Source organism: Entomomonas moraniae (assembly GCF_003991975.1).
Taxonomy (GTDB): Bacteria; Pseudomonadota; Gammaproteobacteria; order Pseudomonadales; family Pseudomonadaceae; genus Entomomonas; species Entomomonas moraniae.
The window spans coordinates 2,047,661-2,065,512 of the sequence record NZ_CP029822.1 but is presented as its reverse complement, the minus strand read 5'-3'; the positions used below and the strand labels follow the sequence as shown (position 1 = coordinate 2,065,512).

General features: G+C 38.2%; 13 protein-coding genes and 2 pseudogenes. 7 read left to right on the top strand and 8 right to left on the bottom strand.

The features are described from left to right. Nucleotides 1-310: 310 nt before the first annotated feature. The 4 genes from DM558_RS16050 to DM558_RS09720 all read right to left on the bottom strand — a co-directional run bounded on the left by DM558_RS16050 (nt 311) and on the right by DM558_RS09720 (nt 3,632). The gene (locus DM558_RS16050) at nt 311-400 is read right to left on the bottom strand and encodes an IS3 family transposase (RefSeq protein WP_407644318.1); all 90 of its coding nucleotides are present in this window, start codon (nt 398-400) and stop codon (nt 311-313) included. 898 nt (nt 401-1,298) lie between these two features. Beyond that, nucleotides 1,299-1,643, bottom strand: coding sequence for a hypothetical protein (locus tag DM558_RS09730; RefSeq protein ID WP_127163827.1), 345 nt, complete (start codon nt 1,641-1,643; stop codon nt 1,299-1,301). 2 nt (nt 1,644-1,645) lie between these two features. Continuing rightward, nucleotides 1,646-2,245 carry a hypothetical protein gene (locus tag DM558_RS09725; RefSeq protein WP_127163825.1) on the bottom strand — a complete coding sequence of 200 codons (600 nt, stop codon included), beginning with the start codon at nt 2,243-2,245 and terminating at the stop codon, nt 1,646-1,648. A gap of 133 nt (nt 2,246-2,378) precedes the next feature. Continuing rightward, the gene (locus tag DM558_RS09720) at nt 2,379-3,632 is read right to left on the bottom strand and encodes a tyrosine-type recombinase/integrase (RefSeq protein WP_127163824.1); all 1,254 of its coding nucleotides are present in this window, start codon (nt 3,630-3,632) and stop codon (nt 2,379-2,381) included. Between the two features lie 362 nt (nt 3,633-3,994). Between DM558_RS09720 and DM558_RS09715 the strand changes: the two genes are divergently transcribed. Beyond that, nucleotides 3,995-5,218 carry a tyrosine-type recombinase/integrase gene (locus DM558_RS09715; protein WP_127163822.1) on the top strand — a complete coding sequence of 408 codons (1,224 nt, stop codon included), beginning with the start codon at nt 3,995-3,997 and terminating at the stop codon, nt 5,216-5,218. 772 nt (nt 5,219-5,990) lie between these two features. Here DM558_RS09715 and DM558_RS09710 read toward each other — a convergent pair. Genes DM558_RS09710 through DM558_RS09700 form a run of 3 tightly spaced genes read right to left on the bottom strand, consistent with a single transcriptional unit; the run spans nt 5,991 to nt 12,080 of the window. Then, complete coding sequence (locus DM558_RS09710) at nt 5,991-7,037, bottom strand: DUF2931 family protein (protein ID WP_164731434.1); 1,047 nt, start codon at nt 7,035-7,037, stop codon at nt 5,991-5,993. Nucleotides 7,038-7,096: 59 nt separating this feature from the next. Continuing rightward, on the bottom strand, nt 7,097-9,445 hold the full coding sequence (locus DM558_RS09705) for a phospholipase effector Tle1 domain-containing protein (RefSeq protein WP_127163818.1): 2,349 nt from the start codon (nt 9,443-9,445) through the stop codon (nt 7,097-7,099). Between the two features lie 16 nt (nt 9,446-9,461). Continuing rightward, entirely contained in the window at nt 9,462-12,080 is a 2,619-nt protein-coding gene (locus DM558_RS09700; protein WP_127163816.1) for a type VI secretion system Vgr family protein, read from the bottom strand. An 88-nt stretch (nt 12,081-12,168) separates the two neighbouring features. Between DM558_RS09700 and DM558_RS09695 the strand changes: the two genes are divergently transcribed. Continuing rightward, nucleotides 12,169-12,435 carry a PAAR domain-containing protein gene (locus DM558_RS09695; RefSeq protein ID WP_127163815.1) on the top strand — a complete coding sequence of 89 codons (267 nt, stop codon included), beginning with the start codon at nt 12,169-12,171 and terminating at the stop codon, nt 12,433-12,435. A 103-nt stretch (nt 12,436-12,538) separates the two neighbouring features. On the opposite strand, the gene DM558_RS09690 is transcribed toward DM558_RS09695, so the two are convergent. Further along, a complete protein-coding gene (locus tag DM558_RS09690) occupies nt 12,539-12,898 on the bottom strand; it encodes a hypothetical protein (protein WP_228411730.1) in 360 nt (119 codons plus the stop codon). Nucleotides 12,899-13,054: 156 nt separating this feature from the next. Between DM558_RS09690 and DM558_RS09685 the strand changes: the two genes are divergently transcribed. From DM558_RS09685 to DM558_RS09670, 5 genes and pseudogenes are all read left to right on the top strand, one after another. After that, nucleotides 13,055-13,462: a helix-turn-helix domain-containing protein gene (locus tag DM558_RS09685; protein ID WP_228411729.1), complete on the top strand. Its 408-nt coding sequence runs from the start codon at nt 13,055-13,057 to the stop codon at nt 13,460-13,462. A gap of 219 nt (nt 13,463-13,681) precedes the next feature. Beyond that, complete coding sequence (locus DM558_RS09680; protein ID WP_228411728.1) at nt 13,682-15,514, top strand: DEAD/DEAH box helicase; 1,833 nt, start codon at nt 13,682-13,684, stop codon at nt 15,512-15,514. Nucleotides 15,515-16,193: 679 nt separating this feature from the next. After that, nucleotides 16,194-16,922: pseudogene (locus tag DM558_RS16125) on the top strand (DUF932 domain-containing protein); the annotation flags it as partial. A gap of 198 nt (nt 16,923-17,120) precedes the next feature. After that, nucleotides 17,121-17,360, top strand: a pseudogene (locus DM558_RS16120) (DUF932 domain-containing protein); the annotation flags it as partial. 29 nt (nt 17,361-17,389) lie between these two features. Beyond that, nucleotides 17,390-17,752, top strand: a complete 363-nt coding sequence (locus DM558_RS09670; protein WP_127163811.1) for a hypothetical protein — start codon at nt 17,390-17,392, stop codon at nt 17,750-17,752. Nucleotides 17,753-17,852 lie beyond the last annotated feature (100 nt).

Genomic DNA, 17,852 nt, shown 5'->3' with positions numbered 1-17,852 from the left:
CGATCCACGCACTGACAAGAAGTTATTCATTTAGTATTAAGTAGTGATCAAACCTTTCGACAAACTGTGCCATACTCCGTAGCTCTAATGTGAAAAGCGGCCATTAATTAACAATATCTGAATCAATACCATAGCCAGTATCCTTTAAGCCTAAAAAGGCTACAGTTGAGGCTATTTCTTCTGTTTAAGCAAATGTCCTACCTAAATAATAGTATCTTATAGAGTTTGTTCGTTGTGCTCGTCTAGGTAACGCACTATCTCTACAAAATAAGCCTTCAAAACTTGATAAGTTATAAATGATCTGCCCAGTTCATTTATTTCTAAATTCAACAGACAATAAATAATTTAAACGTGAGTGTCTTCTTGCTCGATTATAGTAGGCTTTGATATACCTTAAGATTTCGAGATATTTTACAATTCACTTGAGCAACTAATGATCAGATATATAATCCCAGATTCTTATTAAACTTCTGGTATTGGCACATAAGCTTCATAACAAAATAAACAAATGGAATAGGCAATAGTTTATAAAGTCGTTGTCTATCCTTCATGCCATTCTAGCAAATAGTATTATTTTATCCTCACTATCCAATATAGATGGCTCTAAAAACATCGATACCTATTATCATGCAGTTTGATCACTTAGTTAGCACTATCATATTCACTGATAATTTCGGCTAGCGCTGGATCGACTTTAAGTTTTTTTTTATAAAAATTTTTGGTTCTGACTGGTTTAATAATTCATTAATTATTCTTAATAAATGCTTGCTACTGTTCTTTTGCTATTTGTCCTGCATCTGCTGGTGTAGAGAAACCGTTGATACGTGAGTAAAGAATATTGAGCCTTTTTAGTTCGCTAGTAAGATAACCTGCTTTTTTAGCTGTAACTGTGGGGCAATCAATAGAGGTATAAATGACGACCGCTTAGAATTGAGAGATATAAATTTGTTAGGGATGGCGGTTAAGCCATTACTATTTTAAAACAGTCATCATCATAGATAAAAGGGAAGAAAATAAAAATATTGCTCTGTAAATCTCTATGAGGTGAATAAAGTAATACAGAAAGCAGTGCGAACTATAAAAACTATCTCAACCGTATTAAAAATAAGATTGTTCAGGGGGAGCAGACTACTATCAAATTGAGCGATTTTGAGAAGTCGGAGCTTTTGGATGCATCGATCTAATTGCAGGCCAACTCAATACTCACTAGCTATACAAAAAGGCATGAGTTTCAAAGTAAACTAATATAAGTTAAGATTAAGCAACCCCTCTAATGTTTAGAGGGTTTTTTATTAATACTACTCGAAGTATCCAAAGCCATTGGTGGCATTCTCAAGATACCTTCTATATTGCCACATAGTTCCTTTTATACAGGGTAAATATGATTCAGGATTGTTCCCTACTTGTTTAAGAATTTTTTTAATGGCTTGCTTGCTCAGTTGTTTCAAAGGATTACCATAGGTCACAGTAGAAGGTACATATTGATAAGTTTTACCGCATTTCTCCATTGTTAAAACCATTCTGAGAAACACCGCTACGACATCATCATTGATAGTCCAGCTCAGCATTTGTGGCTGTTTATACCATGTGTATAATGCCCTTCTAACAGCTTCCTTATCCGACGCATCTAAATCTAAAGCCACTGTTAACCTCCTTTTTTTCTTGGATCCTTAGCCGATGATAGAAAGTCTTTTACTTCTTCTTGTGTAAAGTTCTCGAACAGTATCTCTGTTACATTTCCAAGTTTTGAATTAGGGTAGACAACCTTAACAAAAATATTCCCTTTGAATTTTTGTGAATTAACCACAAAAGCTAAATCGCCATCAGAAGGCATCTTATAAATAGAAACATTATTAGCAGAGCCGCATTCAATTCCTAGCATTTCTCTGCCAATGATAATATTTTTTAATTCTTCATTAGATGGCTTTGTTGATCCAAAAATTTTATAGGTTCGTTCTTGAGGCGTATTTTCTTCAAAACTTTCATAGTCCTCAGTAATAGACAAAGCCTTTTTACCCGCTAATTTATCAAAATAATAGACAGAAAGATCAGGCATAGGTGAGGCGGCTACAGGCTTTTCTTTTAATTGAAAAACATACTTATTGATAAGTAGTGTAAATCCATTAGTGGTATTGTTAGGTAAAAGTGAGACAGGTTTTATTGACGGAACTATACAATCATTATTCTCAGCTATAGCTAAAGGAATGAAAGAGCAGCAGAATAAGAGAGCTAGAAAACTTTTCATTGTATAACGTTCCTTGAAATATGTTTTAATTATCAGGTTTTATTAAGATTAAAGTCGATTAGACTAAATAGTTATAAACATAAATATTAGAGAAGCTATCTATAAAATTTGTTACTGAAGAATGTTAGGCTATTTAGTCAATCATATTTACTTTATTTGAAAATACTTTCTTTTGATCTTCTGTTATTCCTTTCTCGATCGCATCAAGATAATCATTGTACCACTGCATCATGATAGCTCTAGGTTTTAAGTATTGAGCTTTGTTATAAACTTCTTCAATACCTTTCTTGATATGAGCCAATTGTAGTTCTGACCAGTCTCTATTCCATCCATGCTCAGTGACGAGCGTCTTAAATGTATGACGCGATCCATGACCTGTCATCTTTCTTTTATACCCAATCAACGAAAAAGCTTTATTGATGGTTGCATCAGACATGACAGGCTGGCGCACGCCGTACTCTGTAGGGAACAGATACTTTGAATAAGAGGTATATGGTTTTAGTTTCTCTATTAGTTCAATGACTTGTTTTGTTAGTGGAATAATATGCTCTTTACGAGTTTTCATCTTTTCGGCTGAAATAGTCCAAGTCTTTTCCTCAAAATTGAACTCATCCCATTCAGCCCATCTAACCATGCCAGGACGTGATGCAGTATAAATAACTAACCATGCTGCAGTAAGTGTTGTAAATGTGCTGTACTTTGATTCATGTAATGTTTTTAAAAAATCAGGTAATTCATCTTCAAGCAAGTAAGGAAAGTTTTGTACCTTTGGTTTTTTAACTGATACATCGATTAAATAGCTGGCTGGATTGTTATTAGCTAGTCCAGCAGCAATAGCATACCTAAAGGTACGATTCAACCACGATCTTAGTTTATCAGCTGTGCTAAAAGTACCAGCATCTTGAAGTTTCTTTTGAATAGCGACACAATCTTGAATAGTAATGTCATCAACAGGTTTTTTACCTATGCTCGGAAATACATGAATAGTAAATGCAGATCGCATTTCTTTTAATGTTTTAGCAGCTACACCATCAAGCTTTTTCTTATCATAGAACAATTCAAAAACAGCGAGCAGGGTATTATCTTGTTTGCTTTCCTTTTTTGTATCAACAGGACTACTGCCCGTTTCTTGTAGCTTAGTTATAAAGTCCTGAGCATTTTGTCTTGCCATTTTAGCAGAGGTTGAGGGGTAAGCACCTAATCCAGCCCAGCGCCATTTTCCATCACTATCTTTATATCTTAGATTCCATCTTTTATGACCATTGGGTTTTACAGCAAAATAAATACCATCCATACCGTAGTTTTCACGATACTCTTTTTTTTCTGGTTCTAGTGCAGCAAGAACAGTATCTGCTAAAGGCCTACGCTTAATTTCTGAACGTTTCATGATGCAATTCTTTGATTGTCTTGTATATCGGATTGTGTTCTTTTGATAAGTATACACAGGGGTATACAAAAAAACAATGCAAGTACATTCTAAAGCTTGCTAGTGTATGCTAATTTTTTCTATTGTAAGTGTTGATTTTGTGGGGTTTTGATATGATTTTTGCTAAAGCTTGCGAATTAAAATGGCGGTGAGAGAGACCGCCATTATATACTCTAATAATATCTTATATTGTTCATTGTGCTGATTATAAACGTATATTTATCAATGTACTATAAATATATCTATCTAAACAACCTTAATCAAGTATAATTTAATCTGTAAATTAATGGCATACTAGATGGCATACTTAATAGGATTTATAGATGGCAGTTCTAACGGATACTAAAGCGCGTAATATTAAACCTGATGAGAAAGCAATCCCTCATGGCGGTGTGGTTGGTTTGGCTTTGCATTCTTCTAAAACTAAGGGACGTGGCAAATGGGTGCTACGATATGTTAGTCCTGTTTCGGGCAAACGTCGTAATGCTGGATTAGGCAGTTATCCTGAAGTGGGTATTGCTGATGCCGCTAGGTTAGCTACTGGGATGCGAGAGCAGTTAGCCAAAGGATTTGATCCTTTAGATGAAAAGAAGAAAATTTCTATTAGCGCTGAAAATGCTGTTGTTATTCCAACGTTTGAGGAGGCTGCTCGACTCTTGCATCAGGAGTTATTACCAAGCTGGAAGAATTTTAAGCATGGCCAACAGTGGATCAACACGTTAGTTCAGTATGTATTTCCTGTATTAGGTGGTATTCGTTTAGATTGCATTGATCCTAAGTTGTTGGCTGAGGTATTACGTCCTATTTGGTTGGATAAGGCAGAGACGGCAAGCCGAGTGAAGCAACGTATTCATGCAGTCATGGCGTGGGGATGGGCTCAAGGTTTTTGTAGTTCTAATCCAATTGATGTGGTGCATTTTTTATTACCTAAGCAACCCAGTAAAGCGGCTAGGACAGAGCATCAACCCGCTATGCCTTGGCGTGATATTCCTTTGTTTATTGCTGAGCACTTGCGCAGTAATAGTCGTTATGATGTAACACGAGCTATTTTGGAGTTTTTGATTTTAACCGCGGCGCGCTCAGGTGAGGTCAGGGGCATGAGGTGGGAAGAAGTGAACAGTGCGAAAGCTGTTTGGACTATTCCTGCTGAAAGGATGAAAGCCAAAGTTGAACATAGAGTAGCCTTATCTCAAAGAGCTTTAGAAATATTAGAAAATGTGAAAGGTTTGAGTGATGAATGGGTATTCCCCTCTCCCAGAGGACAAAAGCCTTTATCGGATATGGCATTAACCAGTTTTTTACGTCAGCATAATGCACACAGCAATGTCTCAGGAAGAGTAGCTACTGCACATGGTTTTCGCTCTAGCTTTAGGGATTGGTGTAGTGAGAATGGGTATGCTAGGGATTTGGCAGAACGAGCATTAGCGCATACTGTTCAGAATAAGGTGGAAGCGGCTTACCATCGTACCGACTTACTGGAACAGCGTAGGCCTATGATGGAGGCTTGGGCTGTGTTTTGTACGGCCGAGATAAAAAATAGTAATTAAGTTTATTATTGATCATTGTCAGAACCATGTATTAGCTGGCACTAAAGTGAGATGGCATTATTTGAGGTATGAGTGTAGTGATGAGAAGCAGCAGGCTTGGGCGAAGTTGGGTAGGAAGCTTGAGGAAATAATAAACAGATAAAAGATATGTTATATTATTACATTTTATATAGTCTAAAGATTAACTATTAATAGGTGCCATTTACTGGATGTCTACAATAATACAACCTTTCATTCTCAAATCTTATTTTTTAGCTAATTAGTGAGAGTTTAATTTCGAGAATGATTTTTTAGAACTCTAAATGGTTGATTTTAGGTGGTTGGCTTTACCATAGAAGTTATTCTCAAAAACGATCGTTTTTGAGAAAGCACCTCTCATTTTCGTAAATATAACAATCCACTAAAACGAAGGCAGTTTAATCCGAACACAAAAAATATAAGTACTAACGTTGCATAGCAGATAAGTTTATTTTATTCTGGTACAATTGAATCTAATGTCATTTTTAATCAGGGAAATAAAAATGTATAAAATACTTATTGCTCTTTTCATCTGTACTTCATTATCCGGCTGCATATCTGCCATGGATCCCTACGGGGTCAAAAGTCCTGGAACTGATCGTCTTCCATAGACAATAGCTAATATTAATTAAATTTTATTAAGTTGCGTTGACACTTTTAAACTAATCTATTAATTTAACAACTTAAAAAGTAGAATTAAGATTCAGCAGTGATTCTTTCCTTTCAAAGATTTAAAATAAAATATCAATAGCCCCTAATTATTGTATAAATCATGCCTCTGAGCTTTTAATATTTTATTTAACTTCACTCGTTTATTGCCTTTAACTACATAAAAGAAGATCTTTTTGTAGTCTGGCTGAATATCGACAAATAACGTAATGGGTGTGTCTAATGGAGGAATTAATTCAAATTCTTGAAATGCTTGCATTACCTCATCAGGATCTAGAATAAAATCTGCTCGTTCTAGCTCATTGTTATTATTTTTATCTTCAAAATACATCGTAAAATCATAAGGCACTGCACGCTTTACTGCTAATTGGTCATCGCCAAAGTAGGTAAAAATCTTTTCACCATTAACGTACCATGCTAAATAATCCTTTAGCTCAAAAGAGTTATTTAATTCCAATTTCCAATAATAACCTTTCATGGTTCTTAGCCATGGCTGTGCTGTATAAGGCTCTTGTTGCTCAATATTAAATTTCTCCGCTTTTCCATTGAGTAGTTTTTTTATGAACTCATTAGATCGCTGAGTTATCTCATCGATATAATCTTGCTTTGGTTTGGCTATGGAGGCCATGGGATTAATAGATTGCTTATAAAAATCATCCCAATCTGGCTTATTTATCATCTTTTTAGCATAAAACTGTCCTACTAAATACTGTTCCCCTTCTGCCGCAGCCCAAACAGTTACTAGTCCACCCGTCACTACATAAACTTTAAATTTAAAAAAACGCGCAAAAGGTACTTTGGTTCTAAATAGTAAATTATCCACTATATGGTCTGGTAACTTTTGCAACATATCTTGCTTAAAAATATATCGCCCTTCCCAAAACTGATCCTCCAAAGCCGAAAACCATCTAACATTAATCCCGTAGGGTAATGGGTTGATTTCAGAAAGTTGGGTGGCTTGTGTTCCATATCCCCAAAAAACATTACTACCCCCGCCTGGCGTGGTAAAGTTTAAAAAGGCTTTACCTTGGGCATCAAAAAAATAATTACCCTCAAAACTATACACCATTGGGTAACTATTAGGGCTACCTGCTTCAATAATATAGGGGTAAGATTTTGCTGAACTAGACATGTTATAGCTTCCTAATAGACAAACAATAGAGATAATGATTATTTTATAATTAAAATAACTCATGATTTAAGTGGTTCCTTGACAGCTTTTTTCAGAAGTTCAGGGTAAATCTCTGCATCCAAAGTATTCTCATCCACTGTTAATGGCTCTACATTAATTTCATCATAAGATTTCTGCTGGCCTTGAGTATAAGGATTATTTTTTTTGGTATTTTCTGGCCCATCCCTATCATCATAAACCATCACTCGAATAGGGTTATAGTCTTTATCTTTATTATAGTCTTGACTACCATTGGTCATATAGTCTGGGATCCTGTCAAAACCAAATTCAGGGGATAAGGAGTTATGGATAAAATCATGGTACAAATATTGAGATTCTTTCGCCGTTAACATATCCTTAAACGGCAAATAGAAAAACTCTTTATTACTAGTTTTAAAATTCGCTTGCGCTAAGCTAATAGCTTGATCACTGTATTTTTTTAAAACAGGGTTAGCTTCAATTTTATTAAAAGATTCTATTAATAAAGCCTCTCCATTTGGATTAATAAACTCCAAGGCTTTTAAGTAGTCATCCGTAGCCAAGGTATACATTAATTTTAATGGCACATACTGATAAGCATTTTCATTAAAAATACGCCACCCTCGAACTTTATAATAAGTGTGTAAAGCAAGAGAAGTATGTTTTCTGACACCTAGATCGCCATAATCACCTTCTTTAGCAGGGATGACGGAGATCCCTTTAGATGGTTCTTTACTCTCATTGGACTCTTGTAATGCTTTCAATTTAGCTTGTTCTGCTTTTGTATCAAGGCCTGCTAGTTGTTTATCAGCTATTTGTTGATTAAGCTGCTGGGTTTTATACTCATGATAGGTTTGTTGATCCATGCTGACTTGCGCACGTGAATCATCTAGCTGCCTAACTAATGATTCTCTTTCTTTTTCATCCGCTATTGTATCTAGCCCTTGCTTTTTCTTAGCCGCAATTTGATTATCCAGATGCTCTATTTGTCGTTGGCTCTTTCTCAACTGGTCATAGTCTGGTTTCGTTTGTTCAGTGGCATAAAAGCCTTTTTTATAAAACCATCGCCAATCAATCTCTCCCGATTGTTTTTCCCAACTAGAAGCCTCACCAGGGGGCTCATAAACACTTAAGTATTTCCCTTTTTCTTCAAAGTTTTTGATATATCCGCCTCCAATATCAGCATGAGCCCCAGGCATCCGACACTGAAAGCCAACGGGATGACCATCTTTGTTAGAACCTATAAGTGCGGTATTAATTGATACTAATGCAAAATGATTCCGATATTCATTTTCAGCAGTAATATGAATAACCTTTTTAATCCCTTGTCTGGCACCAATACCTAATTTAAACGGCACGCTATCGTTATGGTGATTCCAGCCATGAGCAGCCACCGTATCGTAAATACCCACTAGATTAATGACTATTTTTTCAGGAGGATATAGCAATAACGTTCGCCCAGTATTTTGATATTTATAAGTTCCTGTATAAATCGGAATACTTTCTGTACCTGGCACAATATTATGAGCTAGCTTCCACAACAACATAACTGGCTCTACAACCGCATACTGCACTGTATTTTTAGCCCATCTTAAAGGTGCTTCATACCAACTAGGGCCATCCCACGTAGGGGTCGGAGCATTGTCCTGCTTAGCATGTTGTTGTTTACGCTTCTCCAAGGCAGCTTGATCCCTAGCGGCTTTATCTTTGGCATATTGCTCTTTTTGTTGCGCCTCTTTAGCGGTCGCTTCGGGATCATCTCGACTGTCTTCCTTTAATAAGGCAGTAAAATAACGTCCGTAAAAAGCTCCCCTACTAAAGCCAAATACATTAAAAATAAGACCATCAGTTTTGGTTTCTTTGAGTTCAGTGGCACAAAACATATATGCTTGAAAGACTCGATCTACAATACCACTCACCCCTGTAGAGGCTGCTAATCCCCCCTGATCCTCCATTTCTTCCCGTATAGTTCCTGAACCCTCTATATAGACACGTTTCCTTTTTTCTGTTACTTCTGCCGCCATATAAAGAATAGCAGGATTAGAGTAATCATTATCATAACTTAGACTTCCATTAAGATTATAATAATCCCCTCTCTTTCTATGAATTTCGTCTTTAGTTTCCTTTATCTTTATACGATCATTCCAGTCATCAGGATCTAAGTTCCTATCAACAGCATCATATTCTTCTGCTATTTTTTTATCATCCTCCAGTCTATGCTCGGTATTAAACATATTATTACCGGTACCATCAAAGAATACATTCAATCTAAGATAGTTAAGGTTGAGTTGAACCTGTGATGTTGGATTTGGGCCTGTTTGTTCATCGTTCTCATTTTTACGTTGTCCTTTGCGAGCATCACCAAATGCTCCATCTGCTGTATTTGACATTATTTACTCCTTATCCTTACTGACCATCGTCTTCAAATAGGTTTAATTTTAGTTTTTGTGGCCCTGATTGAACACGTACCGTTTCACCTTTGGCATTGGTAACTCCTCTAAATATTTGACCATCCTCACGAACTACTTTATAAGCATAGTTCGACACAGGATTTCCTTCGTCATCCTTGAGTACAAACATTTCACCATTGCCAGGGTCGTAACTTTTAAAGCTATAATCCATACTCGCAGGCCCTGAATGAGGATGTTCAGCCGCTTTATGTTCTATCATACCCGGAGCATGCAGATAGATATTGCCCCCAGATATTTTTATGTAAGCACCGCCTGAGGTAAGGAGGATTTCTTTTTCTGCCGCCACTTCAATCCGGTCATTACTGGAAAGGATCTTGAAGTTTTTGTTGGCAAACAGTTCGATGTTGTTGTTTTGGGCTTGGACTTTAATCGGGCCTTTGTTGGTGGCGAGTTTGATTTCTTCGTCGTTACTAAAGATGTTAATGGCTTTACCGGCGGAGACTCGCAGTTCTTTTTGGGCAGTAAAGTCGGTATGTTCACCCGAGGTGAAGGTGAGGTTTTCTTGGGCACTCATTTGCGCGGTTTTTGGGGTCACCATGGCGATACCTTCCGGTGCACTGGTGAGTATGCCGGGTTTGGCCAGGTCTTTGTAGACTTGTTGGAATTGTTCTTGTTGTTTGTCGATATCCGTTGGATTAACTTCGGAGGATTTGGCCGCGGTGGCTAAGTTTCTGGCGAGGTTAAGGGCAAACTCGAGTTGTTCAATGGCTTCTTTCAGGTCTAGTTGGGTTTCTTTAGCACCGCCACGCTCATTGGCACTGACATAGATGCCTTTACCAGCACGAATCGCGCCGTGTTCGTCAGTTCGCAGTTCAAAGCCTTTGCCCCGTGCTTCACCACCACCATCTGATTTTCTTGGGTGGGTAAGATAGCCGAGGTTTAATTGGCTGGTACCAGGAGTACTGTGAATTTGGGTTTTGACTTCTCCGGTGGTGTCATCGAGTAGCACTTCGTTGTAACCACCGCCTTTGTATTCTTTACTTTTTAAGGTGCTTTGGGTTTTGATGCCAGGAAGATCATAAGGCACTTTGTTCACGCCATTGTGTACTGCACCACGGATGATAGGGTTATCAATGTCGCCTTCTATAAAGTCGATCATGACTTCCATTCCTATACGAGGAATTTCGATACCGCCGTAACGGTCATGGGCCCAGATATTAGCGACGCGTATCCAGTGACTAGAATGCTCGTTATATTGCCCCAAACGATCCCAATGAAATTGTACCTTTACGCGGCCGTACTCATCACAATAGATTTCCTCATCGGCAGGGCCCGTCACTACGGCAGTTTGTGCACCCAGTACTTTGTGTTTGAAGTGTAAACGCTCAGGACGATAGGGTACATTTTTTGGGGTCGCGACTAGGCAATTACGGTAGCCTTGGTTAATATCTTCAGAGGGAAATTGCAGTTCTTCAGCAAGAGGATGTTTAAAATATTTAGGCAGTAAGGTAAGTTCTAGGCTTTGCTTAGATGAATCGCTACTTCCTAATGCTTCTAATACTTGGGGTTGTCGGCCTTGGTGTTTGATTTGTTGGATAAGCCACGGTTCATCACTGGATAGGGTGTCTAATCTTGGATAATCTTCTAGGGTAAAGCAAAGCCCACTGTGTAGGGTGGGTATATCGCCATAGGCTTCTGCAAGGACATGGTTAGCCTTTATACGCTCCATGGAGAGTTTGGCTTGGTAACTGGCCGTCGATTCATCGATTAGGCGCCCAGGGAAGTGGTAATGCTCTAAAGTAGGTTCTATCGCTTGATTGGCTTTGGTGTGTTGATTGCCTTGGTTGGTTTTTTCTGGTTTGTGGGTGTTTTTGAAATTGTAATTGCGTTCTGAGGCGAAGGTGGCTGTAGACGCTAAGCCAAGGTCAAAACGCTTTAACACCGGTTCATCGGCGACAAAGCCGGTATCAGCACGATAGGTTAAGGGACTGGGTAGGTCTTTAAAGAAGGGTTGCGCATCGCTTAAGATCATTTTATGACTGGTTTGGGTAAATTCATAATGAATAGCAATTCCGCACTCTTCGCAAAGACGCAGGATATAGTGGGCATCAGATTCGTTATACTGACAACAGAATTCACGCGGGGTATAGACGGTTTTGTCTTTGAATTTGAACTCAAAGTGTTGGGTTTCGAGTAGGCCGTGTTCTTTGAAGATGGTTGTAATGATTTCAGGCACCGTTTTACCCACAAAGGCACGGTTGTTAACGCGTTTACGTAGATGAGTAAAGGACGGCATTAATAGAACTTTAAAGGCTGCATAGTCGTTGCCAATGGCATTGCGCTTGACGGCTTGAATAACGCCGTGCACTCCTTGCTTTTTGTCGGGGGTAAAGGCTAGGTAAGCGGCTTGGCTTAACAGCTTGGTGACATCAAAGCGGAGGTTTTTATTAACCAATGTGATTTCAAAAGCATATTCGGCATTTAAGCTTTCGACCCCATCAAAAGCGAGAACTTGTAATCCGGTGGTGGGCATTCCTTCGACATCAAGGGAGAATATGGTTTCATTAGCATGATTAAACATCATAAATCCTTGTACAACTTTTTTGTACTTCATAACCTGATAATTAAAATAATTCTGCCATAAATTACGACTTATGTATAATGCTATTTAGTCTATTTAATAACCTTAAAGGAATTGTGTAATGGCATTAAAACCTGTGATTCGTAAAGGGGATACTACTTCTCATGGTGGTGTGGTGTTAGAGGGAATCGACTCCTATCCTGTACAGGGGATTCCCGTGTCCTGTGTTGGACACATGGTGAGTTGTCCTTTGTGTTTGGGTACCTATCCTATTGTGGAGGGTGTCGCTACCTTTACCATTGATGGCAAACAACCTGCTGTGGATGGCATGAAAACGGCTTGTGGGGCAACGCTGATTGCTTCGCAAACAGAATATAAGATTGAGTAAATCTCCTTTTTTTCATCGTAATCATCATTTTTTATGATGGCTGAATTGAAAGGTTATTTACTCAACCTAATGACTGGTTCAATATCATCTATTACAAATACCATTAAGCCCGTTTTCTGATAATGGTGAGAGTATTATTAAGCTTATTCTTGCCTATTTCATAGTGTGGATTATACGTTGCTAAATTATGTATGCCAATGCCAATAGCAGATGATAAGCCAATAGCTTGTGTAATACCCGTAGGTATTAATGCACTTGCTAATGTCGTTGAACGATATTCTGTATAAATACGGCAGGTTAAATTCTTATCCTCAATGGCTTTTTCAAGTTGTTTGACCACTGACGCCATATCCTTGATATGAATCACCTTGAAACTTTTACCTTGAACAATTAACTCATCTAATTTATCTGCACTAAGATCATTGGCTTTGTATTCGTCAATACCATCATCAATAGTCATCATCCGTATCCTTATAAGTGAAATAGTCAATATATTTACATGCCTATTTGAACATAAAGCAAATCATTATTCAACTATATAGGGTGCATACACATCCTATAATGCAATTCAAAATAAGCGATGAATACCCGATCATGGAGGTTGAGTGGAGGGTATACCGTGGTTAAAGCAGTAAAATCAATAAAATTATCAAAAAAGACAAAACAAGTTGTAGCTAATAAGCAATCAAATACATCCAATGAGATGGCATTAAACCATGTCATTGGTAAAGCAATTGCTAAGTACCGCAAACAAGCGAATCTGTCACAAGAGCAGTTAGCTGAGGCGTTGGGTATTGGCTATGAAGCAGTTTCACGGATGGAGCGTGGTGTGGTGATTCCAACCGTAGATCGCTTGATTGAGATAGCTGAGATCGTGGGTTGTCCAGTGACGGAATTGCTCTCTCAAACTAGCCCTCGTCCCAGCGATGAGGTGGTATATTTACATCAGTTATTGTCTTCACTGTCTTCTGCAAATAAACAATGGTTAATGGAGCAGATTGAGGCGTGGGCGCAGAAGCTTAAATAATAATTCATTAATACGCCTATCTGAACTCACTAAAAACAATTAATTCTTTAGACTAAAGTCTAATATTTTAAATAGCTATGAATTTCTAGTTTAGTTTAATATTAAGTATATACATTGCTTATTGTTGTGCTTTTACTTTGCTTGTTTGCCCATGGTAAGTATTTTTTAATAATTAATGACTCACTTCCTCTTGTGTCGTGTTTTTTTCAAGGAAGAAGAATGATGGCTACCTTAATCCCTACTCTTAATAGCTGCCTAGCTCGCATGACTTCAGGCGAGAAACGTTTTGCTAGGTTATTAGAGGGCAAACTCGAAGAAGATTATTTATGTTGGTACGATGTAGCTATTGGTAATAAAACACTACATCCTGATTATATTATCTTTCATCCCTGTCGGGGTTTATTGGTCTTTGAAGTTAAAGACTGGAAAATAGATACATTAATCGCTCTAGATAAAGACCATGCCACACTGCTGACTGATAAAGGTGAATGCAGTGTCAAAAATCCTTTAGAACAAGCTAGAGATTATAGCCATGCTATTGTTAAGTTATTGGAACGAGATCCTCAATTAGTGTTTTCTGGTGGTCCTAGAAAAGGCAAACTCATGCTGCCCTATGCTATAGGCGTAGTACTTACCAATATCACACGTAAACAGTTTAATGAAGGGCAATTAGCGGAAGCAATTCCTGAACACCTTGTTATTTGTCGAGATGAAATGGTAGAAAGCATCGATGCTGAAGCATTTCAACAACGCCTTTGGGCAATGTTTCAGTATAAAATGCGTGGTTTGATCACTTTGCCGCAAATAGATCGTATCCGCTGGCATATCTTTCCTGAAATACGGCTACCAGAACAACGAGATTTATTTGCAGAAGATACTAATAATCCAACAGCAGAATTACCCGATATATTAAAAATCATGGATATCCAACAAGAACAGCTTGCTCGCAGCTTAGGCGAAGGACATCGCATCATTCATGGCGTCGCGGGTTCAGGTAAAACCATGATATTAGGTTATCGTGCAGAGTATCTAGCGTCACTGGTCAAAAGACCGATATTGATCCTTTGCTTTAATCGCAAACTAGCTGAAACACTGGAGCAGAATATGCTCAAAAAAGGATTGCATGAAAAAGTAAATGCCATGAACTTTCATGAGTGGTGTCGCCGTCAACTGACCACTTACAATATTTCCATCCCTAAGCAAAAAGATCAAACATCAGCAGAAAAAGAAAAGTTTCATGCAGTTTGTGTTCAACAAGTGATTGAACATGTTGATAGAAAGCTTATTCCCAGTGGACAATACGATGCTATTTTAATCGATGAAGGCCATGATTTTAGAGATGAATGGTACAAGCTCATTGTACAAATGATCAATCCTGAAACGAACGCATTACTAGTACTTTACGACGATGCACAATCCATTTATCAAAAGAAAAAGAAAATCGTCTTCTCACAACTAGGCATTCAGGCTCGTGGACGTACCACTATTCTAAAACTTAACTACCGTAATACCGTAGAGATACTCACCGTGGCTAAAGCCTTTGCTGAAGAGCTGCTTCATGCAGAAAGCAGAGATGAAGATCAACCACCCACGATAGAACCGATAGGCGCAGGTAATCATGGTTCTTTACCTTTATTAATTAAACTTCCTAAACTCTATCAAGAGTGTGAACGAATAGCGGATATCTTAATAGAACACAATCAAGCAGGTATGCCTTGGCAAGAGATGGGCATTATCTATCGTTGGAAATATATAGCGGAAGAGATTAAAAAAAGTTGTCAAAAACGTGGTATTCCCATTAAAGAAAGAAAAGACCAAATCGGTATCAATTTAATGACCATGCATGCCAGTAAGGGACTAGAATACCCACTGGTTTGCATTCCTGCTGTAGGTTTACCGGCTAAATATGAAGGATCACATGAAGATGAGGCTAGACTACTTTATGTCGCCATGACTCGAGCTACTAAGCATTTAGTGATGACTCATGGGGAAAATTCACACTTTGCTGAGAAATTAAATACAGCTATAGCAGCTACTAGCAATTATATCTAATTATTTTTATCAAAATTTTTAATAAATGTAGCCGTTTGTTTTTTACAGGTAACATTACAATTTTTTGGTAGTGTGTCATTTAAACTGTTCCTATAAGTTTAAATAAATAATTAAATGCTAATAAGGTTCTCAGTTATATAGCTTTATACCGACTGCAAAAAATTTCAGTTATATATTATTTCTTTGAATAGACAGTCCTATTGTTTATTTAATCTTGTTAGTTGACTTCGTTATCTGAGTTTATTGAGATAAAGCGTTGCCACTGAAGTGAAACAGCAAGATTTTATCTATTTAACTAAAGGTTTTACAATAATTAACAGTAAAGGAGTGTGATGTATGGGTTCCTTAGTGGAGATTTTATTGAAAGTGGTAGCAGTTAAAGCCGCTGAACTGGCTGTCGAGAGCGCAAGTTCATTGTCTGAGTGGGTCAGAGATCAGTTGAAGTAATGTTCTCTACACACGATTAGATCATTAAGTATTTTTTTAAGCGTGGTTAATTTAATCACGTATTTATACAGTATAAGAAGCCCTTTGGGGTAATCCAAGGGGCTTTTTGTTGTGTTGAGTTTTGTATGAGTTGATTTTATTGATATTGGTTTAGTTATTTTTATTGATTTATTGTTATTACGTTTGTTTTGTTGGCTTATTTGAAGTAATAAAAAAGGATGAGGATTTTAGTATGGCACATCAGGTATCGAGTATGGCGTATGTGGGTGAAACCCCTTGGCATGGCTTGGGTAGTAGCTTGCCTTCAGGACAACCGATTGAGGTGTGGGCCGATAAGGCCGGAATGGATTGGCAGATTAAGCAAGCACCAGTGTGTTTTGTGGCGTCTGATACAACCGACACTAATAATGCAGGCATCATTGATTTATCGCGCTCATTAGTGGATTTTGCCGATCAGAAGGTGTTGTATCGCAGTGACAGTCAGTTGCCATTATCAGTAGTAAGTAGTCGTTATAAGGTGGTGCAACCACTGGAGGTATTGGAGTTTTACCGTGATTTAACCGAGCAGTTTGGCTTTGAGCTGGAAACCGCGGGAGTATTAAAGCAAGGCCGTAAGTTTTGGGCCTTGGCCCGTACCGGACAATCGTGTGTGTTAGGCAGGCAAGACGAGGTGAATGGGTATGTGTTATTGGCTACTTCTTGTGATGGTTCGTTAGCTACTACGGTTACGCCTACGACAGTACGGGTGGTGTGTCAAAACACGTTGTCGATTGCCGTAAATCGTACGGTGAATACCATCAAGGTGCCCCATAATACGCATTTTAATGCCACCGAGGTAAAGCGTCGGTTGAATTTAACCACGGGGCATTGGGATGAATTTCGGTTAATGATGGCAGAACTAACGAAACGTAAGGTATCGGATAAGGAGGCAGAGCAGTTTTTGGTGGAGGTGTTAAGTCCTACAGCTTCTTTAGAAGATGCTTTATCCACGGATATCATAATGAATGAAGATAAGGGGGTTATTGATAATCGTATTACCGAAGTTGGTCATGACTCCTCAGAAGTTGGAGGGATTTCATTACTAGAGCGTATTGTCCGTAATACCGGCAATATGCCTGTAGCTATTGTACAAGCTTCTGTTGATGCTATTGATTGGAGCAAATTACCTAATGGTCGTGCCATCAAACAAGTGCAGCAACTGTACGAAGGTGAGGGTCGTGGCTCTGAATTTGCTTCAGCTAAAGGTACTGCATGGGGATTGCTTAATGCCGTGACGGAGTTTGTGGATCATAAACGTCGGGCTAAGAATCAGGAGAATCGTTTGGACAGTGCTTGGTTTGGGCAAGGGGCTCAGTTAAAACAGCAAGCTCTGTCGTCTGCTTTAAAATTGATTGCTTAATTCACTTTATTTAAAGGAGGTATTTGTTTATGGCCGATAAATTAGTGTTTGCTACTTATCGTTGTCCTGTTGAAGCGATTGAGCCTTGTGGGGAGATAAAGCACTGTAATGCGTTACTGAATTGGTTTGATCATCATTGTGTAGAGTTACACAGTAGCGGGATTATTGAGCTGACAAAAGAAACATTAGTTAAATTATCTTGTGATTTAAATGGCTTGTCAGCCGCTAATTGTACAGAGGTATTTCCAACCATTAGGAATTTTGTGCATGGTTTTGATGAATACGATGAAACCTATTGGCAGCAGGTATATCAGTTAAGGCAGTGGTGTATTGTGCAGTTAGCTGAAACTGATTTTACAGCGCAGCGCTTGTTTTTGCAGGCTAGCTGGTAGTTTTTATTTATTTGGATTTTTAAATCTTTTCATTTTATTGTTATTTTCTATTAGTTGTTCATCCCTTCATTTTTCTCTTTTCATTTTTTATTCACTTCTT

What these genes read in the sequence shown, in the direction of transcription:
- DM558_RS09695 (WP_127163815.1), top strand. Translation starts at nt 12,169, where the DNA reads ATGGCATTAAAACCTGTGATTCGTAAAGGGGATACTACTTCTCATGGT.
- DM558_RS09725 (WP_127163825.1), bottom strand. Translation starts at nt 2,245, where the DNA reads ATGAAAAGTTTTCTAGCTCTCTTATTCTGCTGCTCTTTCATTCCTTTA.
- DM558_RS09680 (WP_228411728.1), top strand. Translation starts at nt 13,682, where the DNA reads ATGATGGCTACCTTAATCCCTACTCTTAATAGCTGCCTAGCTCGCATG.
- DM558_RS09705 (WP_127163818.1), bottom strand. Translation starts at nt 9,445, where the DNA reads ATGTCAAATACAGCAGATGGAGCATTTGGTGATGCTCGCAAAGGACAA.
- DM558_RS09670 (WP_127163811.1), top strand. Translation starts at nt 17,390, where the DNA reads ATGGCCGATAAATTAGTGTTTGCTACTTATCGTTGTCCTGTTGAAGCG.
- DM558_RS09720 (WP_127163824.1), bottom strand. Translation starts at nt 3,632, where the DNA reads ATGAAACGTTCAGAAATTAAGCGTAGGCCTTTAGCAGATACTGTTCTT.
- DM558_RS09710 (WP_164731434.1), bottom strand. Translation starts at nt 7,037, where the DNA reads ATGTCTAGTTCAGCAAAATCTTACCCCTATATTATTGAAGCAGGTAGC.
- DM558_RS09715 (WP_127163822.1), top strand. Translation starts at nt 3,995, where the DNA reads ATGGCAGTTCTAACGGATACTAAAGCGCGTAATATTAAACCTGATGAG.
- DM558_RS09700 (WP_127163816.1), bottom strand. Translation starts at nt 12,080, where the DNA reads ATGAAGTACAAAAAAGTTGTACAAGGATTTATGATGTTTAATCATGCT.
- DM558_RS09690 (WP_228411730.1), bottom strand. Translation starts at nt 12,898, where the DNA reads ATGATGACTATTGATGATGGTATTGACGAATACAAAGCCAATGATCTT.